This window comes from Streptomyces sp. NPDC086554, from assembly GCF_040686095.1.
GTDB lineage: Bacteria > Actinomycetota > Actinomycetes > Streptomycetales > Streptomycetaceae > Streptomyces.
Genome location: NZ_JBFBJK010000005.1, coordinates 290,739 through 312,124, shown reverse-complemented (window position 1 = coordinate 312,124; position 21,386 = coordinate 290,739). Strand labels below are relative to the sequence as shown.

Here is a 21,386-nt window from a genome sequence, read left to right as displayed (position 1 = left end):
CAACCCCCGTGGCTCCCGTGTTCGCTGATGCGGAAGATCCGATCGTCAGCGTGGCACAGAAGCTTACGGGGGACGGGCGGGGGGCGCACAGCCCTCTGGGGAGCGAGGGCTCTGTGGGGTCGTGCACAAGGTGGTTGCGGATGGGAAGTGCGGGGTGGGTAGGGTGCGCTGACACCATGGGCAGTGGTCCGTGCTCCGGCCGGGGCGGGCCTCGGTCTGATGAGGAGGACGTTCGTGCGCCTGAACCTGACCGTCGTCGATCCCATGAGGGGCATGAGCTCTGATGTGGTGCTCGATGTCGACCCCGAGTCCGTTGTCGGGGACATCGCGCGCGAGTTGGGCCGACATGTCGGGTATGTCGATGAAGGGTCGCAGGCGCAGGTCATTCCCATCGGCGACGGACGCGCCGGGATCGGCGGGACCGGGCTGCCGAACGGCGGCCCCCCTGCCGTCTTCGTCGACGGGTACGCGGTCGACCCCCATGCGACGGTGGGCGGGTCCCCCCTGCGCGAGGGGGCCGTCGTCAGTCTGCATGACCCCGCGGGGTGCCTCCCCGGAGAGCCGGCCGGCCTGGTTGAGCTGCGCGTCGCGAGCGGGCCCGCCGCCGGGGCCGTGCACCGGCTCGGGGTCGGGCGCTACGAGATCGGCAAGGGCGCGGCGTCGTACGTACGCATCGACGACCCCGAACTCGCGGACCGAGCCGTCGCGTTGTCGGTGAACGTGAACGGGATATGCCAGGTCGCCATACATGGGGACAAAGAGGGTGTAACTCTCGACGGTGAAGAGCTCGACGGTGACGAATGGCCGGTGGGCGGGCAGCTGGCCGTCGGCAACACGCTGCTCGAACTCCACCGCTACACGCCGCCGGACGCCGCGCTCAAGTGGTCCGAGGACGGCACCGGACTCGACTACAACCGACCGCCGCGGCTGCGACCCTCCGAGCGGCAGACCACGTTCCGGCTGCCCCAGTCGCCGCGGGAGTTCGAGGCCCGGCCGCTGCCGTGGCTCATGGCCTTCATGCCGCTGGTCGGCGCCGTCGTCTCCGCCTGGGTCTTCGGGCGCTGGCAGTTCCTGATCATTGCTGCCCTGAGCCCGATCATGCTCTTCGGCAACTACTTCATGGACAAGAAGCACGGCCGGCAGTCGCATGCGAAGCAGGTGAAGGAGTACAAGGAGCAGAAGGCGCGCATCGAGCAGGACGCGCGAGACGCCCTCGTCACCGAGCGTCTCGACCGGATCAAGGCCATTCCGGACCCCGCGCTCGTGCTCGCTCTGGCCACCGGCCCCCGGAGCCGGCTGTGGGAGCGCAGGCGCGCCGACGCCGACCATCTGCTGCTGCGCCTCGGCACCGGCCGGCTGCCGTCCGAGGTCGTGCTCGATGACCCGGAGCAGGACGAACACCGGCGCCAGGTCACCTGGAAGATCGAGGACGTCCCGGTGGCCCTGCCGCTGCGGGAGCTCGGGGTGGTGGGCATCGCCGGTCCCGACGACACGGCACGGTCCCTGGGACGCTGGGCCGTCGCCCAGACCGCGACGCTGCACAGCCCGATGGACGTGCTGTTCTACGTCCTCACGGAGAACTCGGCGCAGGAGAGCTGGGACTGGGTGCGCTGGCTGCCCCATTCCCGCCCCGGCGGCGACCACGCCAATGTCCTGATCGGCGTCGACTCCGAGACCGTGGGAGCCCGCATCGGTGAGCTGACGCAGATCCTCGACGCCCGCCAGAAGGCCGCGAAGGAAGGCGGCCAGCGGGACGCCACCTCGTTCGGCGACCCCGACATGGTCATCTTGTGGGACGGATCGAGGCGGCTGCGGTCGATGCCCGGTGTGGTGCGGCTCCTCCGCGAAGGTCCCACGGTCTCGATGTTCTCGCTCTGCATCGACGCCGAGGAGCGGTTCCTGCCCGGCGAGTGCCAGGCCGTCGTTGTGGCCGAGCCGCGTCCGGTTGAGGCCGAGGGGACGGAGACGGGCGCCGGGAAGGGTACGAGGACCACCTCCGATCGGCTCAGAGGCAGGCGGCCCGCGAGTGCGGCGCCCGAGGCCCCGCCTGGTGGGTTCCCTTCCTTCAGCGCCTGGGATCACGCCGGGTCCGCTGCGGCCGACGTCGATCACAGCTCGGGCCTGCGGCTGCGCGTCCACCAGACCGGCGCCCCGGTCATCAGTGGCGTACGGCCGGACTTCGTCGCGCCCGCCTGGTGCGCCCGGCTCGCCCGCTCCCTCTCCCCGCTGCGGGACATCAGCGGCGAGACCGAGGACTCGGCACTGCCCGCGTCCAGCCGTCTGCTCGACGTCCTCCAGCTGGAGCCGCCGACCGGCGACGCGATCACGGCGCGCTGGCGCATGGGCGGTCAGTCGACGATGGCGGTCATCGGAGAGTCGTACGACGGCCCGTTCGGCATCGACCTGCGGCGGGACGGACCGCACGGATTGATCGCGGGCACCACCGGATCCGGTAAGTCGGAGCTGCTCCAGACGATCGTGGCCGCGCTCGCGGTGGCCAACACTCCGGAGTCCATGACCTTCGTACTGATCGACTACAAGGGCGGCTCGGCGTTCAAGGACTGTGTGAAGCTGCCGCACACGGTCGGCATGGTCACCGACCTCGACGCGCACCTCGTCGAGCGCGCCCTCGAGTCGCTGGGCGCCGAACTCAAGCGGCGCGAGCACATCCTGGCCGCGGCCGACGCCAAGGACATCGAGGACTACCAGGACCTCGTACGCCGCGACCCGTCGCACGCGCCGGTACCCCGACTCCTCATCGTCATCGACGAGTTCGCGTCCATGGTCCGGGACCTGCCGGACTTCGTCGCAGGACTGGTCAACATCGCTCAGCGAGGCCGGTCCCTCGGCATTCACCTGCTGCTCGCCACGCAGCGGCCCAGCGGTGTCGTCTCGCCCGAGATCCGGGCCAACACCAACCTGCGCATCGCGCTGCGCGTGACCGACGGCGGCGAGTCCAGCGATGTCATCGACTCTCCCGAGGCCGGGCACATCGCGAAGAGCACGCCGGGACGCGCGTATGTCCGTCTCGGACACGCCTCCCTGATCCCCTTCCAGTCGGGCCGTGTCGGTGGCCGCAGGCCCGGGGCCGCCGACCCGCAGGCCCTCGCCCCCTGGTCGAGCCCGCTGCAGTGGCAGGACCTCGGCAGGCCCGCGCTCGTGAAGCCCAAGGGCGAGTCCCGCGAGGACGAGGAGATCACCGACCTCAAGGTCCTTGTCGACGCCGTACGCGACGCCAACGACAGCATGCGCATCCCGGCTCAGCACAGCCCCTGGCTGCCCGCGCTCGGCGACACCCTGCTCCTCGACGAGATCCCGGCCGCGCAGGGCGCGGGGGCGCTTCCCCCGGCCCCGTACGGCATCGCGGATCTGCCCTCCGAGCAGGCGCGCATCCCGGTGGCGGTGGACTTCGCCACCTTCGGCCACCTCCTCATCGGCGGTGCGCCCCGCAGCGGACGCTCCCAGGTACTGCGGACCATTGCGGGCTCGCTGGCCCGCACGCACTCCACGGCCGACGTGCACCTGTACGGCATCGACTGCGGCAACGGCGCGCTCAACGCCCTGTCCCGGCTGCCGCACTGCGGCGCGGTCGTCAGCCGCGCGCAGACGGAGCGGGCCATCCGCCTCATCAACCGGCTGAGCGGCGAACTCACGCGCCGCCAGGACGTGTTCGCGGAGAAGGGTTTCGCGGATATCGCGGAACAGCGGGCCGCCGTACCCGAGGACGATCGACTGCCGCACCTGGTGATCCTTCTCGACCGCTGGGAGGGCTGGCTTCCCGGCCTCGGCGAGTACGACCACGGTGTGCTGACGGACGAGCTCATGGCCATGATGCGGGAGGGCGCGAGCGTCGGCATCCACCTGATCATGACGGGTGACCGGCAGGTCCTCTCGGGCCGCATCTCCTCTCTCACCGAGGACAAGTACGCCCTGAGGCTCTCCGACCGTGCGGACTTCTCGATGCTGGACATCAACGCGCGCAAGCTGCCCGAGGAGATCGCCCCCGGCCGCGCCTTCCAGAACGGAACCGCGACCGAGACCCAGTTCGCGCTGCTGAGCGAAGACGTCACGGGCCAGGGACAGGCGGCGGCCCTCACCGCCATCGGTGAGGCGGCGGCCGAGCGGGATGCCGAAGTCCCGCGCGCCCGCAGGCCGTTCAGGGTCGACGTACTGCCCTCCCGCATCTCCTTCGACGACGCCTGGCGGCTGCGGGACACGTCCGTTCCGACGTCCCCGCTGTGGGCCCTGGTGGGCGTCGGCGGCGACGAACTGACAGGATTCGGCACGGACTTGAGTCAGGGCATGCCCACCTTCGTCATCGGCGGTCCCGCCAAGTCCGGCCGCAGCACGGTCCTGATGAACTTCGCCCGTTCCTACCTGGGCCAGGGCGTACGCCTGGTGATCGCGGCGCCGCGCCAGTCGCCTCTACGTGAACTGGAGGGCCGCGAGGGCGTCTTGAAGGTGTTCACGGAGGATGACATCGAAGAGGACGACCTCAAGGAGGTTCTGGAACCGGCGACGCGAGAGGAGCCGATCGTGGTGCTCGTCGACGACGCGGAGGCGCTGGACGACTGCGACGCGGAGGACGTGCTCAAGCGCATCGTCCAGCGGGGCGGCGAGGAGGGACTCGCCGTCGTCATCGCCGGTGACGAGGAAGAGATCTGCGGCGGCTTCTCCGGCTGGCAGGTCGACGCGAAGAAGGCGCGGCGCGGCATCCTGCTGTCTCCGCAGGACAGTTCCGCGGGTGACCTGATCGGCATTCGCACGACGCGCAGCACGGTCGGTGGGCCGATCTCGCCGGGCAGCGGTCTGCTGCACCTTGGGGACGGGGAGACGCGGACGGTTACTACGCCTATGCCGGTGTAGAGGAGATGAACTGGTGGGGGAGGCGTCAGTTGTCTTCGGGCAGGGGCTGGCGGAGCAGGTACTTGTGCAGGTCGCTGTGGGTGTCCTCCGTGTCGATCCGCAGCCACGAGCCGTCGCGGAAGCGCAGGAGCAGCATCCGAGTCTCGAACTCCCAGTTGAACGGGTCGACCAGGCCGGCCTCCTCGGCGGCGAGCCGGGCGACGACCTCCGTGTGCTTCTCCCGGGACAGGACGGCACGCACAGGTGGTGCAGCGAGGACGATGCCGTCCTGGGTGATGAGCACGAGACGCTGGTCGTCGGTGGAGTGGGTGTACCAGTGCAGTAGGAACTGCCCTGCCGCACCTTGCCAGTTCCCGTCGAAGACGCGGTCGAGCCCCTGCTCGACGATGAAGGCCTCATGCCGCTGGGCTTCGGCCTTCTTCCCCCGCAACCGCTCCTTCTCGCTCCCTGGGTCGAGAGTGCGCAGGACTGCCTCCCTCGCTTCCGTCACGAGCTCCGCCAGCCAAAAGATCAACTTGAACGGAGCGGCGAGCACCTCGAAGACCATCTCCAGGGGGTGCATCCGCCCCGGCCGGAGCCGCGGGGACCCGGCCGCCTGGAACACGTCGGCGGGCGGCGTGGGAATCTTGCCGACCGTGCACCACTCCGCGGCTTCGGCCTGAATGCCCAGCCGGTCGGCGATTACGCGTTGTTCGTCCCTGGATGTCACGTCAGGCACTCCTCATGTGCGTCGCAGAATGGCTTGGTGTTTCGTTAGGCTATCCGGTACAGGGTGCTGTGAAGAGGGCGGACGGCGGTCATTTTCCGCCCCATTGTCTCCAGATGTACGAGCAATATGGTCAGGGAAGCGAACGGGGAGGGGTCCCGTGGCGGATCATCAGAAGGCGGATATCGCCCTTATCAAGCAGGCGTCGCGAGATATGGGAAAGATCCACAACGAGTTCGAGCGCAACGGCAACCCTGCCGACGAATACGGCAGCGCCGTGGGCCATGGCGGCCTGAAAGACGCCTTCTCGGACTTCGGGGACACATGGAAGAAGACCAGGAAGAAGCTCATGAAGGAGCTTGAGAAGCTGGCCGAGTTCACCTCGATCGCCGCCAAGGAGTACGAGAAGATCGACCACAAGCTGGCCGAGGCGATCCGCGGCGCCAAGGCGGAAGGCAAGGGCAAGAAGTGAGCAGGACGGACAGCGACTGGCCACCCCTCTGGCACGACGACCCCACCCCGGGAGATCCCGAGGAGGTGGCGGAGCTGGGGCGCAAGCTGCGCAAGATGGCCAAGATGATCGACGGGCAGTCCCGCGTCATCAAGGCCCTTGGTTCCGTGGAGGGTTGGGACAGCGAGGCGGGGCGGGCCTTCCATGACATGGCGGGCGGCACCGGGGACAAGCTGAAGAAGTCCTTCGAGCGCTACGACGAGGCCGCCAAGGCTCTTGGTGAGCAAGTGCGGGAAGGCGAGTCGAACGAGTTCGCCGGCGAAATGCGCAGAGCGCAGCGCAAGGCGGACAAGGCGCTGGCTGACTATCGCGAAGCCAAGGGTGACTTTGACCTGGCGGAGCGCGAGGTGGAGAAGTACGACAAGAAGTACCCCACCCACAACGTTCCCGCAGGGGAGAAGGAGGATTACGAGCGCTGGAAGGAGAAGAAGGCCGACGCGCTGCTTCGCATCGGCGGCTCCCGGAAACTGGTGAAGGAGGCCAGGGAGATATATGACGACGCGGGCGACAAGGCCGCTCGGCATATCAGGGATGTCGTGCATCATGACGACGTCCGGGACCCCGGGGGCTTCCTCAACTTCCTTGCGGACTGGGCCGATGCGCTATCGAACATTTCTGCCGTACTGTCTGTTCTGGCGGTTATCTGTGCATTTGTTCCTCCATTGCAGTTCCTCGTTCCCATCTTCACGGCACTCGCGGTGATCAGCAGCGCTGGGGCGCTGGCCGGGCACGCGTACGACATGACGGCGCGTGGCGGAAAGGTCAACTGGCTGAAGCTGGGCGCCGACGTGCTGGGAGTGATGCCTGGATTTGGTGCTCTTAGGGGGTTCACGGCGCTTAAAGGGCTTAAAGGCCTCAAGGGCCTGTCGAAGCTCAAGGCCTTCAGGTTCAGCGGGGGAGCCGCTGCCGAAGGCGTCGGGTACAAGTTCATGAACGGCCTTGGCGTCACGATCATCAACGGTACCCGCGCGCGGTTCGGGAAGGGCGCCATCGAAGGCTTGAAGCTCACGGCGGTCATGAAGGGGGCAGGTCTCGCGAGTGCCCTGAATCGGATGGCGCACGGGGAGAACGGCGAGAGGACCGGATACCAGGAGCCAAAGCCGGCCCAATCCACCACGCCCACGCCCACTCCCGCTCCCTCTCCTCAACCTTCCCCCACCTCCACCCCCAACGCTTCGCCGAAACCGTTCAACGCGGCCTTGGCGGCTTAGGTCGTGTTTGGCGGCATGCCGACCGAGAGTAGGTTCCACAGTTGACTACCGACACCATCGAAGACAGTCGGCGTAGCCTCACAGGAGGCGACGGTATAGAAGTTCGTTGGATCATGCCTGAAGGGTTTCTCGAGCTCCCCTTCGAGGCGGATGACCTGGACGAACTAATCGACAAACTCGTGGAGTTGGCCCAGCGAGCGCTGCCGGGGGGCAGCGAGGAAGTGCAGTACGAGTGGGCTGCCATGTGCGGGGCGAACTATGACGAATTCATGGAGGCGGGAGTTCAGTACGCCGGTTTCGTCACGACGGAGGTCGACGGCGTTCGCTGTACGGCCACGGTGAACGTCAGCCTCGTAGACCTGGACGAACGGGCCGGGACCAATCCGGCGGGCTTCATCGCAACCACGATGCGACACCTGGAGATGGGGCAGGTGGACGAGGTGAAGCTGCCCTGTGGTCCGGCAGTGACCTGCATCGGCATCCGGCAGGCCAGCGTGGACGGCAGCCTCACGGAGTCGGGAAAGGACGAGCCCATCTGGACATCGTTCATCCAGGTCCAGATTCCATTGAGCAACCAGACCGTGCTGCTCTTGGAGATGGGAACACCGACCGCCGAAGGGTGGGACACCTTCTCTGCCATGTTCGCCGGCGTCGTGAAGAGTGTCCGGTTCTTCGACGAGCACGGGCTGCCTCTGGTGATGCCAGGGTGAACGAATCGCCAGAGGTCGCAGCTTCGCCGCCCGCTGCGGCCCCCAAGGACTACCGCCTGCTGGTCCCCCGCGAGTGGTTCCGCGTCGACCTGACGCAAGAACGCTGGCGCGGCCAGCTCAAGACCTTCGTGGACCGTCAGATGCAGGGGCGCAGCGCCTCCCCGGACCTCGCACGGAACGTATGGACGACCCTGCGCAACACTGCTGAGGTCGGCCGGGCGCGTGGCGCCATGGAGTTCTTCCTTCTGACGACCTCGCAGAACGGCGGTCTGCCCGCCTCGCTGCTGGTGTCCTTGGTGCCGCTGGGCGAGTCGCCCGCCGACCCGCAGGAGTACGCGACTTGGCTCGAAGCGAGAGAGCCCGAAGGCGATGCCGGGCGACAGGTGTCCGTGGTGGATCTCACTGCGGGTACCGCTGTGCGCGTTCTGGGCATCACGAGTCTGGACATCCATGTCCATATGCCGGGCGGGACAGGCTACTTGACGCTCTCCTTCTCGGCACCACTCACAGGGATGTCCGGCCCCATGGAGCAGCTGTGCGACGCCATGGCCGGCTCGCTGCGGTGGGTGATGTGACGGTGCCCGCCCGCTCCTGAACGGAGCGGGCAGCACAGAGCGCCTCAGAACCTGTTCTTCTCCGGCAGGTCGAGGTCGGCGGCGTCGGCATGGAAATTCGCGGCGAATGGGTACGGCCCGTAGTGGGGGTAGAAGGCCGGCACATCGCCGCCGTTCTCTGCTGCGATGTGCGCGATCTTCCGGTACGCGGCTGCCCTGGCCCGGACTTTCTGGCGGGGGCGGTTGCTCCACTGCCGGATCGCCATGACGGCGAAGAACGCAAGGGTGCACGCGATGACCAGTCCAGCCCCTGCGTAGAAGAGGGACTGTTTTCTGGCGGACTCCCAGTACTGGACGTAGGCGCCCCAGTAGAAGAAGAGCCCGGAGAGGATCAATGCTGTGGGGATTCCGGCTTTCAATCCGGAGTTTTGCAGCTGCACGTCATCGATATGGCGAAGGCGAAGCATCTTCAGGACCGCATCGTCGTCGAGGAAGTCGAACTGCAGCCTCCGGCCCTCGGATTCGGCGGCCTCCAGGGCAGCCGGAACCGCGGCGATGACGTCACCGGGAATCATCTTCCTGATGATTCCCTTATGCGCCCTGTACTCCCACGGTCCGGGTTCACGATCTTGATCGTCCGACATGTGGCTTTCTACTCCTTTTCCAGGGTGATCAGCGGCGCTTTCACCGGGCTTGTGGTTCGCCTGGCTTCGATCTCTCGTCGTGCCCACTCCAGTTGGAGCTACCCCGCAGGCCGTCAGCGGGCGACGGTGGTTGCGTCCGGCGCGGTGGGATCTGTCAACCGACGCTATCGGGGTGACCGCCGGTTTCGCCAGAGCAAACTCTGTCGCGGGGGTACGGCTCGGGGTGCCTGAGGTGGCGTGCATGCCGTAGTGCCGATAGAGAAGCGAGATGTTGGTGGATGAACATCCGGATCCCGGCCTGGCTGACGAGGGGGGGGCGAACCGCACCTCTCGCCCGTACCGGTCGGCAGCCTTCCGCGCCGCCGGGAATGAGGCGATGACGATGACGGAGGAGGGGGCCACCGTCATCGCCGAACTCCCCGCACCAGCTTCCAAGCCAAGCCACGCCAGAACCCGATCGCGGAGTGTCTTCAGCGGTTGATGGACTGGATTTCCTTGACCGTGACGTCCTGCTCGAAGGTGGACAAGCCATCAGGCAGCGTCGGCTGCTGCACAGGGCCGTCAGGGTCGGCGGAGTTGGTCCAGGTCACCTTCCAGGTGATCTGAGCCTGCAGCGGATAGGAGCCATCGCCCGAGGATTTCCGGTAGGCGATGTTGCAGCCGGACTTTGAAGTGTCCACCTGGTAGCCGGATTTGGACTTGGTGAGGTCGTAATCGCAGGTCTTGGGGTCGGCGAAGTCCGTTCCCGCATCCACGCGTAGGGCGACAGGGGTCGCGACCGTGGTGGCGGCGAGGTTGACGCCGAGGTGGTTGAAGCTGGCCGTGACCCAGACCCGCTCTAGGGGGGCGTCGAACTTTACGCGCGTAGCCAGGTTCACGATCTGGTTGTCGGCGGCAGGACGAAGTGTGACCGGAGGCGCGGGGAGCTTCGTCTCGGCGTAGGCGAGGCCTGCGAGCGCCAGGGGGGAGATGGCGTTCTGGGGAGGGTCTCCTTGCTCAACCCATTGCACGCCCTTGATGGTGGTGCACTTCTCCATGTCCCCGAGCTTGATGTTCCCCGACTTGAGCTGGTCTACGGCGTAGGTCCGATACCACCAGGCGCCCTTGTCGCCCTCGTGGAATTCCTTTCCGTCGTTCCAGCCGGGAAGGGTTTTTCCTGTGTTGGGGTCAATAGGGGCGGTCTTTTTTTGCTCTTCCTTGTACTGCTTGGGTGTGAATTTGGGCTGAGTCCAGCACAAGGGCGGCTCCCACGGCCCTTCGCTTGGGGCTATGTAGTCAGACCCTGAGGTGCCCTTGAAATTGGTCTCATACTGCACTTGAGCTCCGATGGAACCGCTGCCGGACGAGCCCTCTCCGTCACCACCAGGCGGTTTTCCCGAGCTACCGGTACCGTCGCCGGCGCTCGCCACTCCCGCGCACCCAAAGGTCAGCAGGGCTGCGATGCCTGATGCGGCCGCAGTGCGAGTCAAACCATTCACTGGCACTCCTTCGCCGAGGTTTCTCCGCGGAAGGATTGAACCAGCCAAGTGTTGTGCTCGGTCTTCCTGAGCGTTGCGGTATTGCGGATGAAGTCCTCTGGGCTTGGCTCTACCTTCAGCGTCTTGCCCGACTTGATGTCTTTGGCGAACGCCTTGGAACGGTCCTCGCAATAGGTGACGATCGCGCGGTCGTCGGTGTTCTGCTCGACCTTTCGGTCGTAATACCGGTAAGTTCCGGTGATGGTGCGGCCTGCAGACTTGGACTTTTTGATCTCCGCGACGTAGAACTCTCGTGCCTCGTCGGCGTAATAGCGCGTCAGATAGGGCGAATTGGGGTCCAAGTCCACGTAGAGCCGTTGCCGAGCCATGAGCCCTTCGGCTTGCTCCTTGAGGATCTGATCCTTCGCCTTGTTGCCCGTCTCATCCGACTCGATCTCGACCTTGATGTCATCAGGGAGGTCGAAGTCGGAGACCTTGGCTGAGGCGGTGGGGGATGCCTTGGGGCTCGGCGGGCTCGAACTCTCCTCCTGCCCTGCTCCCTCAATCTTGTCGTCTGGGCCGGAGTCACTGCTGCAGCCTGTCAGGAGAAGAGCCGCGGCTGCGGCGAGTGCGGTGGTGACGGGCATGGTGCGGCGGTTCACAGTCGGCTCCCGGTGGGGCGAGGGGTGTCTCCAACAGGTCGACGTTATCTGTGGGGTTGCTGGTCCCGCCAGGGCCGATTGCGGGCAAGTCGCCGCATCTCGGTGGATTGTCATCGTGTCGTGACGCGAACGGCACGGCGGCGTATAACCCCGGCAGCCTTGGGGCTGCCGGGGTCATGGTGCGCGGTGCGTGTTTGCCGGTGCTATCGGTCGGCGCAGTGCGGGCAGGCGCAGATCGGGTACGCCGATGTGTGTGGCAGTGGATCGATGCGGCTGCCGGTCCAGGTGTGGATCTTGCCCCGGTCCTCGACCGGTCTACGAAGGGCTTGAGGTCGGTGTGATGGACTTGAACCGCTGAGCCCGCTCCGTCAGCGGGGGCCGGGTGGCGGCGGAGGCGGTGGCGGTGATGCGTGGGGCAGGGGGGTGTGGGACAACTCCCAGGACCAGCGGGCGCGTTCGCGGCGGATGCCGATCGCCGCCGACCAGGTGACCGATGCCGTGAACGCGACGTTCGCGGCTGCCGCAAGGGTGAGCCAGAGCGCGACATCGGGGGCGGTGTTGCTCGCGCCAACCTCGCCCTCGGGGTCCACGTACAGGCGAATGCGTTCGCCGACGCCCGTACCCCGGCAACCGCCCATCGGGCCCTCCGCGACGCGGCCGTCGTCGAACCGCACCCGGCAGGAGGTCCGGTCGCCCTCCTGCGAAGTGTCGACGACGACACCCCCGACCGTCCGGCCCCGGTCGTCGAGGACCTTGTCCTGGACGAGGAACAGGCCGAGGAGGACGAGTGCGGCCGTCGCGAAGATGAAGGACGCCATCGGCCACAGTCGCTGGTTCGTCAGCATGGCGATGAACCAGAGCAGGGCCAGGGCGAGTGCGATGCCGGGGAGCACGAGCCATTGGCTGATGACCGTGGAGATCATGGCGCCCACGGTGAAGGCGACGACCGCGACAGCGGTGTGGAATGGGGCCGGAGGCGTCCCGCGCAGCAGGCGCGCCAGCCAGGCCGGCGGGCGACGGGTGTCGATGCCACGGGGTTTGTCCGCCGGGTCGTAGGCCGCGAAGTCCTCGTAGTCGGCGTTCGTCGGCGGCTTCACCGGGTGACCTCGCCCTCACCCTCGTACCGCCGCACCTTCGACTTCCCGCAGATCAGCGCCACCAGCGCAGCCAGCGAAACCACCTGCTCCGGGTCGAGGCAGTTGCCCACGACCAGGAGACCCGACCCGCCCCCCACCGGGCAGGACAGCGCCGCCGACATGCCCAGCTGCGCCGCGTACCGGCTGCTCACCGGCGCCCCTCCGGGCGGCGGAAGTTCGGGGAACGTGTCCACCTCGCCGGAAGGGGTGATGCCGGGCTGGGAGACCAGGCCGAAGCCCGTGCCCATCTCCGTGGGGAAGGACTCCACGTACACCTGTTTGCCCTCAAGGCGTTCGCCGAAGTGGCGGGACAGCACCTCGCCCGCGTTGATGTCGGGGTCCAGCGGGCTCACGTCGATGACTCCCGCGCAGATCTGCCAGGTCACCGGCCCGTCCTCCTCCGTGGTCGGCAGCGCGATCAAGCCGCAGCTGATCATGCCGTCGTCGAGGAAGAGGCGGCGGGCCGTGCCGAAGGTGTCGGCGATGGAGTCCCGGATCCCCTGGTCGCGGTGTGCGTAGGCCTGTGCCACCAGCTGCTCGATACGTGCCTGTGCCGCCTCGTCGTCCTGCCCGTCGGTGAGCAGGTCGAACCAGTCCGTCGGCGCGAAGAGACTGACCTCGCCCAGAGGGGTGGGCAGTTCACGCAGGGATCCCGCTGTTGTGCCCCCGGTCGCGGTCGCTGTCGCGGTGGCTTCTGGCGTGCTCGTCACTTGTTCGCCGCCTCCTTGAGTGCCCACGGGTTGAGCGCGTCCGGCCAGACATCCTTGCCGGGGCCCTTGGTCTGGTCCCCGGGGATGGCCTTCTTGCCCACGTCGATGCCGATCTGTGCCGCACCGCCCGGTCCGAGGCCCACCGAGTTCACACCCCAGTTGCCCACGAACTGCACGCCCTTGAGGCCGAGTTCGGTGCCTCCCATGACCCGGCCCGGCTGTGTCAGCACAGTCTTGAAGAGTCCGGCCGCAGGCGCACCCATGCCCTTGAGCCCCTTCATCGCGGCGAACGCCCCGCCGCCGAAGGCCAGTCCGGCCGCGTCGACCAGGACCGTCGGCGAGGTCAGCGCCTTGCCGAAGCTGCCGGTCTCGCCCACTGCCTGGAGGTAGTGGGCAAGCAGCCCCACACCCGCGAGGGCCAGGCTCAGCCCCGCGAGGGCCGGGAAGGCGAGTGAGAGGAGGCCGATGACCGAGCTCAGGAAGCCCGCCACGTTCCCGATGAACGCGAAGGCCCAGGAGTACTCCTTGAGGAAGTCCTTGATCCCATCGAGGATCATGTCGTCGAGCTTGTCGATCGCCTCCGCGAAGTCCCCGATGGCCTTGCCGACCTTGTCCCAGAACCCGGGCTCGTTCGGCGCCATGTCCATCGCGTGCTTGAGCCGCCCAGCGACCGCCTCCCCCTCTTCCGTGTACGCCGACCGCAGGCGCTCGGCCCGCCCCCGGATCTCCTCAAGTTCGGCGTTGGCCGTGTGCGCGGCCTTCTCCTTCTCGCTCCGGTCCGCCTCCTGGCGTTCCTGTTTCGCCTTGTCCTCATGGGACTTGTCCTTCGCGAGGTCCAGCACGCCCGGTTTCGGAGGCAGCCCGTCAAGGGCCTTCTGCGCGGCGCCCGCGCGCTCCTTGGCGCGCCGGGCCTCGTCCTCCAGCTGTTCGGCGTACTCCCGCTTCGCCTTCATGTACGTCGCCCAGTCCTCCAGGGCCTGCGCGGCCTGGCGGAAGGAGTCGCGGGCGTCGTTCACCTTGGGCCGGAAGTTGTCGTGGAACTGCTCGCGGAAGGCCTCCGCCGCCTTGCCCTTCCAGTCACCGCGGCCCGTGCCGTTCAGTACGTGGGCTATGTCGCGCAGGGCGTTGGCGGTGCGCCGCACAATGCCGGCGACGTCGGTGGCGGTCCGCTGGTCGCCGGGGCAGGGGCAGTAGCCGATCGCGGGGAAGCGGGCGTCGGCAGCGGGATCTGGGCGGAGCCACGGCGGCTGGTCACCACTCACGCAGCGGCGCCCCGCGTCGGCTCGGGCTTCTTGCGCAGCTCCGTGTCGATCTGATCGTCGAGATCCTCGAAACTCTTCTTGATCTTGCCGAGGGCCTTCGACGCGGATTTGGAGAACTTCGCCAACTGCTTGATCCCGTACGACCATTCGTCGCCGAAGTCGTCCATGCGGCGGGCGAGTCTGAGCACCCCCATCGACGCGCCGTCGACCTCCTCCATCTCGCGACAGGGCTTCTTCATGACGTCGGAGATGTTCCCGATGTCGCGCTGGGTCTGCTCCAGCATGGCGTAGTCGATGTAGAGGTCGCTCATGGGGCAAGTGGACTATGGGGCGGGCGGGTCGGGCAGAGGATCACGCCCTGTTTGATGTCCGGCTGATGCGGAATTGACGCGGTGTTGACGGTGCTTCTGTGCCGGACCGGCGGCTGGATGCCGTATCCCGGGGTCGGAGGTTCAACAGAAAGTCCCGCCGGCGGCCGCATATCGCGGTGTGCCGGCGGGACTCTGCTGCGACTGGCCATGGCCTCAGCGGTTGATGGACTGGATTTCCTCCACCGTGATGTCCTGCACCGCCTCGATCGTGCCGTTGGGCAGACCGACCGGTGCCGCCTGGCCCGTACCGACCCAGCTGATCTCCCAGGTGAGGGAGGCCTTCAGCGGGAAGGTGTCGCCGCCGGACGAGCGGCGGTAGGTGACGCCGCAGGGCGGGGTCTCCTTGGACTTGCCCTTGGCGTAGGGCTCACCGATCTTGCCGTCGACGATGGGGCATTCGCCGTTGGCGGGGATGGTGGTGGCGTCCTTGGTGCCGGGGTCGAGCGTGAGCGACTTGGGCTTCGCGGTCGTCGTCGCCTGGAGGTTGAAGCCGGGGACGTTGATCTCCGCCGTGGCCTTGACCTCGTCGAAGACGGCCTTGTCGAGCCAGGCCCACGTGGGCAGATTCACCTTGGTGACGGCCTCGGGCGCGAGGGTGACCTTGGTGCCCGGCAGCTCCATGTGCTGGTAGGCGAGGGCGGCCAGCATCTCGGGGGTGATGGCTTCTTCGTGCTGGGGCGGCGGGGGCTCGCCGTTGTCGACCCAGAAGGGCAGGTCTGTGCACCCGGTCCGCTTCAGGTAGTCCGGCTCGTTGGGGTTCTCGACCCCTGCCCAGAACATCCCCTCGCCGTCCTTGTCGACGTTGTAGTCCTTGTAGCCGGGGGTGTCCGTCCAGCCGTAGTCGTCCTCGTAGTGACGTTCCATCTCGTTGATTGCCGCGCCGGCGTGGCCCGTCATGCCGGGTGTGTTCTTGGCGTCCTTGATGTTCTTGGACATCTTCTTCTTGAAGTCCTTGGCGCCGAGGTACGGGGCGTACCAGCAAGGCGGCGGCGTCCAGTTGACGTGTGCCGAGGAGACGTTTCCGCTGCCGCCGTCCTTGGTGACGGCTCCGGAGTACTGGACCTTCGCGGCGGCGTAGATGCCGGTTCCGTCGCCGCCGCCCTTCTCTTCAGTGCTGGCTCCGTTGCCGTTCTTCTCCGGCTCTCCCGCGTAGGCGGGGCCCGTGAGGGTGAGGGCGCCGAGGGCGAGTGTCAGAGCGGCGGTACCAGTACCGAGGGCCGCACGTCGTGGTCTGTTCACTGGCACTTCTCCGCCTTCTCTTCGACGAACACCTTGGATGCCTGCCAAAGACCCTTGCCTGTGGGGAACTTGACCATGATGATCTTGAAGTGGTCGAAGTCCGAGATGCTGGGCTTGGTCTTCTGGACCTTCCCGGTCTTGACCTCTTTGCCGTAGAACTTGCTCGAGTCCGCGCAGAACGCGACCTCCACCGAGTTGCCGTTCGCCGTGGACCGCGTGGTCGCTTCGTAGTGCCGTCGCGTGCCAGTGGCGGTCCAGCCGTCTTCGACTCGGCTGTCGATCTGCACCTTCGCGTAGTGCAGACCCTCACCGGTGGCGTAGGTGGTCACGGCCGCGTTCTTGGCCGTGCGCTTGTCGACGCCGTGGTAGATGGCCCGGACGAAGTTGGCGGCATCGCCCATCGCTGCCGCCTCGTTCTTGTCCTTCGGCTTCTCCCAGTCGAAGACCAGCTTCATGTCCTTGGGCAGCGTCAGGTCCACGCCGTCCGGCTTGTCCTCGGCCGGTGCGCCTGACGGCTCGGCCGACTTCTTCGGCTTCTCTGCGCCCTGCTCGGCGCCGGCGATCTTGTCGTTGTCCTTGGCGCCGTCGTCCCCGCTGCCGCAAGCCGTCAGGAGCAGGGCTGCGGTCGCGGCGAGCGCGGCGGTGACGGGCATGGTGCGGCGGTTCACGGTCGGCTCCCGGTGGGGCGAGGGGTCTCCAAGGGGCCGACGTTAACTGTGGGGTTGTTGGTTCCGCCAGGGTCGATAGCGGGGCAAGGCGCGCCATTTCGGCGAACCGTCATCGTGTCGTGACGCGAAGAAGGCCGCTATGAAGGGCCTCGGCCGCTATGAGGGGCCGGGGCTCTGCGGTGAGGGGCGTTCCGTGGGGACGTCTGGGTCGGCCGAGACGGCCCATTGGCCTCAACTGAGCTTCTTCTCTTGCGACTTGACCACTGCGGGGAAGATCTTGGCGTCGCCGGCACGTGACTGGAGGTACGCGTTGCCGTCCACCGCGAAATAGATGGCGATGGTGTCACCGTGCCGGGTGGCCTGAGTGCGCACGGTATGCGTGTTGCCCTGGTGCTTGCTCGTGGCCCTGAAGGCCAGGGACTCGTCGGCGCCGGGTGTGGGTGCGATCCCGGTGCTCTCGGAGGCGACGGACTCGTACACGTTGGAGGCGGCCTTGTCCCCCTTCGCCGTGAAGCCGCCCGTGCAGGCGCCGACCGCCTTGGTCATGTCAGCCATGGCGTCCTGCGCTTGACCGGGTGCGTACGTGGCGAGCGTGATGTATGTGAAGGTGCCGTCGAACTCCTTCGCCTCCGCGACGCGGACGAAGCTGTCCTGCGAGTCGCCGACGGGGAACTGGCTCATCGCGTACCCGAGCGGGGCGCAGACGGGCTTGCTGAGCTTGATGTTGGCCCTCGACTTGGCGAAGACGTAGTCGTCGGCGGGCTCCACTATGGCGTGGGCGGGCACTTCGTTCTTGGTGAGGGCGAGTTGGGCAGCCGATTCGGTGGGCTTCTCCTCGGCGGGGGGCGCGGAGGAGTCGGTCGCCTTGTCGGAGTTGCCGTCCTTGCTTCCCTTGTCGCCGTCACCGCCCCCGCAGGCCGTCAGAAGCAGGGCTGCGGTCGCGGCGAGCGCGGCGGCGACGGGCATGGTGCGGCGGTTCACAGTCGGCTCCCGGTGGGGCGAGGGGTGTCTCCAACAGCCCGACGTTATCTGTGGGGTTGTTGGTTCCGCCAGGGTCGATTACGGGGCAACTCGCCTTATTTCGATGGGCTGTCATCGTGTCGTGACGCGAAGGGTGAGGTGGGGGGAGACCCCGGCTGCCGCGGAGTTGCCGGGGTCGTGGTGCTCGGCCGGGGTGTCGCGTCGAGGAGTTCCAGTGCGTCGGTGGGTGGCGGGTAGTGCGTGGCGCAGGCCTGGCACGCGTAGACGTTGAAGCCGGGACCCGTGGCCGCGTGCACCTCGTGTACGAGGACGGGGGCGTCGGTGGTGTGTTGGCAGCGGGCGCACATGCGGACCGGTGGGCGCGGGTGTGGGGTCATCCGGCGGCCACCCGTACGCCGTGGATGTTCTGCGGGCCTACGTCGATGCCGAGCGTGGCCAGGTACAGGGCGCGGCGGCGGGCGCGTTGGCGGCGCAGTTCCTCCGGGTCAAGTACTAGGGGCGTACGAGGAGTTGGGTGCTGACGTCGAGGAGTTCGGTGAAGGGGCCTGGCAGGGAGGGGGCGTGCCGTACTGGTGCGGCGTCGGCGCGGTGCCGACCGCGCGGATGCGGGGTGCAGTACGTGAGGGTCCAGCGTAGGAAGCGGGCGATAAGGTCGCGCATGTCGGCGCTCCTTCGAAGCGTTCGGCCATGCCCCGGGGCGGCCTTCATCCGTCGCCGGGGTCTCTTGTTGGCTTACCGTAGAGCGAGATGTAAAGACCTGTCTATACCTAGGCTATGACAGCAGCTTCTATGCCTGGATCGCGCCGCCTACGTACAGTTCGGTCGTGTTCGAATTCAATCCGACCAGGCCCAAGTGGGAGCAGATCGCCGAGGAGATCCGGAGGCGGATCGCCGACGGGACGTACCCCGTGCACGGACTGATCTCCGAAGTGAAGCTGGAGCAGGAGTTCGGCGTATCCCGCGTCACTGTCCGCAAAGCCACCGCCGCCCTCCGCGCCGAAGGCCTCATCGTCACCACGCGCGGGATGGGCTCCTTCGTCGCCGACAAGTGATGTCGCCGCCGAGGGGGCCACGTCCGCGTATACGCGCCGGATGCCGACTGCCTCGCCGACGTCATGATCCGCGTGCCCGCCGAGGTGCGAGACCAGCTTGCCGCTGTCGCCGAAGCGCGCGGCCGATCCAACCCGCACTCGGCAGTGATGACGTGCTGCTCTGGGTTCCGGTCGTCTGCTCCTTGGAAGCGGAGCGGGAGCGGCCGGGAATCGTCGAGTACATCGGCGTCATGGTGGACGTGCTGCATCTGATCGACGACGACTACGCGATGGCTGTGACGCCGGCGGCACTTCAGCGCGACGGCGTGCCATACGGCATCGGCGCTGCCGTGCATGCGGCGCGGCCGAATCACGTGTTGCCTTGAACCGCTGACGCTGAGCGTCGAACCGGTGTGGCGCGTTAAGGCTGCGTGAGTGGTGTTGTCCTGAACTGCCGTTGTGGCAACGGTAGTCGTACGGTTGCGCTCTGGCCCGGTCACCCGCGGAAAGTAGCGGTGACGGGTGTCGGTGAACTGGGGGCGGTATGAGTGATTTATCGGTCGACTATGCGGTGTTGCTCAGGGTGAAGGGCAACCTTGACCACATTGCCCACCTGATGAAGCAGCCCGGCCGCGACACCGGGACCTGATGCTGCCCGGCGCGCTCTGCGGTCTGGACGAACCCGTCCCCACCACGATCCGGTTCGTGGAAGTCTGCGTGCCGCTGAAAACCGGTCCCGGTTCGGCGCTCTTTCTCTTCATGACGGAGGACAGGGAGCACTGGGACGATTACCTCCAGATCCTGAGCGTCATCATGAAGTCGGTCTCGGCGGACGAGGCCTCGGCGGACGAGGTCCCGGTGGACGAGGTCCCGGCGGACGAGGTCCCGGAGGTCCCGAGGGGAGAAGGAGCGTCGCGCCGGCCATGAGCGTTGACACAGGCGGCCTGGCGCGGCCACGGCGTACGCGGTATCGCGCCGTGGCGGCGATCGTCGTCGGCTGCTACGTGACCGCGGTGATCGTGGGAATGTATCTGGTCGCGGGCGCCTTCGGTCTCGGCCTCCAGGTACCCCTGTGGATTCTGCACGGGGTGCTTCTCGTCGTGCTGATCCACCGGCTCGGCGTCTCCGGTGAATCCAGCCTGTACGCAACGCTGTTCATCGTGTTCACCTCTGTGCTCTCCGTGGGGGTCGCAGGCATGGCCCGCGACGACCTCACCCTTGAGCGGCGCGGCGAGCAGATCACCGCCACGGTCACGAAGGAACGCCTCGATCCGGCGCAGGGGCGCAAGGCCCGGCACTCCCACTACACGCTGGAGCGGCGGGACGGCACGAAGGTGTTGGGGCCGGAGCTGGAAACGACCTCCGATGTGTACGACATCGGGCAGGTCCTGACGGTTCTGGAGGATCCCGAGGGCGAACTCGCCCCCCGGACGCTCGGCGAGGCGAGCGCAGCAGGTGAACTGCTCGGCGCCGGATCGTTCGCCCTCGCCGCACTCGGCTCTGTCGGTTGGATGACATGGCGAGGCTCGGCGGCAGCCAGGCGCAGGGCCGCCCGCGAGCCGGCCAACAGGATGCGGAAGGCGTACAAGGTCATCACTCGCAACCACGCCACGCAGGACGAGCAGGAACTGAAACTCCGCGAGGCCTTGCGCACGTACCCCGCTGACCGTCGTGGCTACATCACGGTGTATCCCGAGGACTACCCCGACGTATCGCATCACCGGGCCGCCCGCATCGCTTGGGAGACGGGGCTGCGCGCGGAGGCTTATGGCAACCGGGGCTCGTGGCGCTTCCGGGAGACCGTGGTCGAGGAAGTCCCGCACGACTGAGTGCTGCCCGGGGCGTGCGGCCCGGTGGGTGCGTTTGCCAGCAGCGCCGGGTCGTTCCAGGCGTACGTGACGGACAGCATCAGGACGCCGTCGGGGCCCGTCCAGCTGCGCAGGCAGCGGATGCCCTCGCCGAAGTGGGGCGCGGCCTGGGGCGGCATTGGGCCGAAGATGAAGCCCTGGGTAGGGCAGGGTGCGGAGTTGCCGACCGCCACTGGCCGCGTGCGCCGCAGGGGCCTCGCCTAGGGTGGCCGCATGTTTGTCGCGCGCCAGGCCCTTGATGGCAGCCGTCGATACCGTCTCGCCGTCGGCATGCTGCTGTTTCTCATCATGCTCGTGCTGTCGGTGGGGCTGACGTCCGGGGCGCTCGGCCGCGGTGTCGAGCCGTTGGCACGGTGCGCGCTGGGGGCTGCGGCCGTGTCTGTGTATGCCGTCGGCTGGTGGTGTGCCCGCTATTGGTACGCAGCGTTCTGCGAGGGGCGGCGGGAGGAGCCGGTGGCGGAGCCGCATCCGTGGCCGTGGCTGCTGCCGGTGACGGTGTTGTCCGTGACGTTTCTCGTGAGCGGGGTGCGGCAGTTGGGGCGGGGCGAGAGCGGGGGGTGGTTCTCGCTCGGCTTCGGGGGGTTTCTGGCGATCCTGGCCGCCCTCGGGGTTGCGGCGGCCGTGTCGTTGCGGGTGGGGGCGCGGCAGGATGCGAGGAGGGCGGCGTCCCGCACCGCAGCTGCCGCCGAGCCGTCTCGGCCGCGGCGGAACTGGGGCCCCGTCGGGTGACGGGCCGCTCTCGGTCGGCGTAGGGCCGGCGCAGGGCTGTCTTCCGGCCGGCTTCCGGCTGTCTCTCGGG

Annotated in this window: 22 protein-coding genes and 1 pseudogene; 11 read left to right on the top strand and 12 right to left on the bottom strand. The window is 67.4% G+C overall.

Features of this window, described 5'->3' with window-relative positions; genetic code table 11:
• Positions 1-234 precede the first annotated feature (234 nt).
• A complete protein-coding gene (locus tag AB0O76_RS10915) occupies positions 235-4,866 on the top strand; it encodes an FtsK/SpoIIIE domain-containing protein (RefSeq protein WP_365487757.1) in 4,632 nt (1,543 codons plus the stop codon).
• A 25-nt stretch (positions 4,867-4,891) separates the two neighbouring features.
• Here the strand turns inward: AB0O76_RS10915 and AB0O76_RS10910 are convergent, their stop codons facing one another.
• A complete protein-coding gene (locus AB0O76_RS10910; protein WP_365487754.1) occupies positions 4,892-5,575 on the bottom strand; it encodes a hypothetical protein in 684 nt (227 codons plus the stop codon).
• Between the two features lie 157 nt (positions 5,576-5,732).
• Here AB0O76_RS10910 and AB0O76_RS10905 point away from each other — a divergent pair, with 157 nt between their 5' ends.
• Genes AB0O76_RS10905 through AB0O76_RS10890 form a run of 4 tightly spaced genes read left to right on the top strand, consistent with a single transcriptional unit; the run spans position 5,733 to position 8,579 of the window.
• Positions 5,733-6,044 (top strand): hypothetical protein, encoded by a 312-nt coding sequence (locus AB0O76_RS10905; RefSeq protein WP_365487751.1) that lies wholly within the window; start codon positions 5,733-5,735, stop codon positions 6,042-6,044.
• Positions 6,041-7,294: a putative T7SS-secreted protein gene (locus tag AB0O76_RS10900; RefSeq protein ID WP_365487748.1), complete on the top strand. Its 1,254-nt coding sequence runs from the start codon at positions 6,041-6,043 to the stop codon at positions 7,292-7,294. The genes AB0O76_RS10905 and AB0O76_RS10900 overlap by 4 nt, the downstream gene beginning before the upstream one ends.
• A 41-nt stretch (positions 7,295-7,335) precedes the next feature.
• Entirely contained in the window at positions 7,336-8,004 is a 669-nt protein-coding gene (locus tag AB0O76_RS10895; RefSeq protein WP_365487745.1) for a hypothetical protein, read from the top strand.
• Positions 8,001-8,579: a hypothetical protein gene (locus AB0O76_RS10890; protein WP_365487743.1), complete on the top strand. Its 579-nt coding sequence runs from the start codon at positions 8,001-8,003 to the stop codon at positions 8,577-8,579. The genes AB0O76_RS10895 and AB0O76_RS10890 overlap by 4 nt, the downstream gene beginning before the upstream one ends.
• Positions 8,580-8,623: 44 nt before the next feature.
• Here AB0O76_RS10890 and AB0O76_RS10885 read toward each other — a convergent pair whose 3' ends face one another.
• The 11 genes from AB0O76_RS10885 to AB0O76_RS10835 all read right to left on the bottom strand — a co-directional run bounded on the left by AB0O76_RS10885 (position 8,624) and on the right by AB0O76_RS10835 (position 18,348).
• Complete coding sequence (locus AB0O76_RS10885; protein ID WP_365487740.1) at positions 8,624-9,202, bottom strand: hypothetical protein; 579 nt, start codon at positions 9,200-9,202, stop codon at positions 8,624-8,626.
• Between the two features lie 470 nt (positions 9,203-9,672).
• Positions 9,673-10,680 (bottom strand): hypothetical protein, encoded by a 1,008-nt coding sequence (locus AB0O76_RS10880; protein ID WP_365487737.1) that lies wholly within the window; start codon positions 10,678-10,680, stop codon positions 9,673-9,675.
• On the bottom strand, positions 10,677-11,321 hold the full coding sequence (locus AB0O76_RS10875; RefSeq protein ID WP_365487734.1) for a hypothetical protein: 645 nt from the start codon (positions 11,319-11,321) through the stop codon (positions 10,677-10,679). The genes AB0O76_RS10880 and AB0O76_RS10875 overlap by 4 nt, the downstream gene beginning before the upstream one ends.
• A gap of 368 nt (positions 11,322-11,689) precedes the next feature.
• The gene (locus AB0O76_RS10870; RefSeq protein WP_365487731.1) at positions 11,690-12,418 is read right to left on the bottom strand and encodes a hypothetical protein; all 729 of its coding nucleotides are present in this window, start codon (positions 12,416-12,418) and stop codon (positions 11,690-11,692) included.
• Positions 12,415-13,167, bottom strand: coding sequence for a hypothetical protein (locus AB0O76_RS10865; protein WP_365487728.1), 753 nt, complete (start codon positions 13,165-13,167; stop codon positions 12,415-12,417). The genes AB0O76_RS10870 and AB0O76_RS10865 overlap by 4 nt, the downstream gene beginning before the upstream one ends.
• Positions 13,164-14,429 carry a putative T7SS-secreted protein gene (locus AB0O76_RS10860; RefSeq protein WP_365487725.1) on the bottom strand — a complete coding sequence of 422 codons (1,266 nt, stop codon included), beginning with the start codon at positions 14,427-14,429 and terminating at the stop codon, positions 13,164-13,166. Before AB0O76_RS10860 ends, AB0O76_RS10865 begins: the two co-directional genes overlap by 4 nt.
• Positions 14,426-14,740, bottom strand: a complete 315-nt coding sequence (locus tag AB0O76_RS10855; RefSeq protein WP_365487722.1) for a hypothetical protein — start codon at positions 14,738-14,740, stop codon at positions 14,426-14,428. The genes AB0O76_RS10860 and AB0O76_RS10855 overlap by 4 nt, the downstream gene beginning before the upstream one ends.
• Before the next feature lie 213 nt (positions 14,741-14,953).
• The gene (locus AB0O76_RS10850) at positions 14,954-16,039 is read right to left on the bottom strand and encodes a hypothetical protein (RefSeq protein WP_365487719.1); all 1,086 of its coding nucleotides are present in this window, start codon (positions 16,037-16,039) and stop codon (positions 14,954-14,956) included.
• The gene (locus tag AB0O76_RS10845; RefSeq protein ID WP_365487716.1) at positions 16,036-16,707 is read right to left on the bottom strand and encodes a hypothetical protein; all 672 of its coding nucleotides are present in this window, start codon (positions 16,705-16,707) and stop codon (positions 16,036-16,038) included. The genes AB0O76_RS10850 and AB0O76_RS10845 overlap by 4 nt, the downstream gene beginning before the upstream one ends.
• 231 nt (positions 16,708-16,938) lie before the next feature.
• Complete coding sequence (locus AB0O76_RS10840; RefSeq protein WP_365487714.1) at positions 16,939-17,688, bottom strand: hypothetical protein; 750 nt, start codon at positions 17,686-17,688, stop codon at positions 16,939-16,941.
• Positions 17,689-18,180: 492 nt separating this feature from the next.
• Entirely contained in the window at positions 18,181-18,348 is a 168-nt protein-coding gene (locus AB0O76_RS10835; RefSeq protein WP_365487711.1) for a hypothetical protein, read from the bottom strand.
• Between the two features lie 164 nt (positions 18,349-18,512).
• Between AB0O76_RS10835 and AB0O76_RS10830 the strand changes: the two genes are divergently transcribed.
• The 6 genes and pseudogenes from AB0O76_RS10830 to AB0O76_RS10805 all read left to right on the top strand — a co-directional run bounded on the left by AB0O76_RS10830 (position 18,513) and on the right by AB0O76_RS10805 (position 21,316).
• Entirely contained in the window at positions 18,513-18,740 is a 228-nt protein-coding gene (locus AB0O76_RS10830) for a GntR family transcriptional regulator (RefSeq protein WP_365487708.1), read from the top strand.
• Between the two features lie 63 nt (positions 18,741-18,803).
• Positions 18,804-18,866 (top strand): annotated as a pseudogene (locus AB0O76_RS10825) (Arc family DNA-binding protein); the annotation flags it as partial.
• A 26-nt stretch (positions 18,867-18,892) separates the two neighbouring features.
• Positions 18,893-19,105 (top strand): hypothetical protein, encoded by a 213-nt coding sequence (locus tag AB0O76_RS10820; RefSeq protein ID WP_365488103.1) that lies wholly within the window; start codon positions 18,893-18,895, stop codon positions 19,103-19,105.
• Positions 19,106-19,367: 262 nt separating this feature from the next.
• A complete protein-coding gene (locus AB0O76_RS10815) occupies positions 19,368-19,646 on the top strand; it encodes a hypothetical protein (RefSeq protein ID WP_365487705.1) in 279 nt (92 codons plus the stop codon).
• The gene (locus AB0O76_RS10810) at positions 19,643-20,548 is read left to right on the top strand and encodes a hypothetical protein (RefSeq protein WP_365487702.1); all 906 of its coding nucleotides are present in this window, start codon (positions 19,643-19,645) and stop codon (positions 20,546-20,548) included. The genes AB0O76_RS10815 and AB0O76_RS10810 overlap by 4 nt, the downstream gene beginning before the upstream one ends.
• 252 nt (positions 20,549-20,800) lie before the next feature.
• Positions 20,801-21,316 carry a hypothetical protein gene (locus tag AB0O76_RS10805; RefSeq protein ID WP_365487699.1) on the top strand — a complete coding sequence of 172 codons (516 nt, stop codon included), beginning with the start codon at positions 20,801-20,803 and terminating at the stop codon, positions 21,314-21,316.
• The last annotated feature ends 70 nt before the right edge of the window (positions 21,317-21,386 follow it).

Bases quoted from the DNA above. Each gene is read 5' to 3' on its own strand.
- AB0O76_RS10855 (WP_365487722.1), bottom strand. From the start codon at position 14,740: ATGAGCGACCTCTACATCGACTACGCCATGCTGGAGCAGACCCAGCGC.
- AB0O76_RS10835 (WP_365487711.1), bottom strand. From the start codon at position 18,348: ATGCGCGACCTTATCGCCCGCTTCCTACGCTGGACCCTCACGTACTGC.
- AB0O76_RS10815 (WP_365487705.1), top strand. From the start codon at position 19,368: ATGCTGCCCGGCGCGCTCTGCGGTCTGGACGAACCCGTCCCCACCACG.
- AB0O76_RS10810 (WP_365487702.1), top strand. From the start codon at position 19,643: ATGAGCGTTGACACAGGCGGCCTGGCGCGGCCACGGCGTACGCGGTAT.
- AB0O76_RS10885 (WP_365487740.1), bottom strand. From the start codon at position 9,202: ATGTCGGACGATCAAGATCGTGAACCCGGACCGTGGGAGTACAGGGCG.
- AB0O76_RS10805 (WP_365487699.1), top strand. From the start codon at position 20,801: ATGTTTGTCGCGCGCCAGGCCCTTGATGGCAGCCGTCGATACCGTCTC.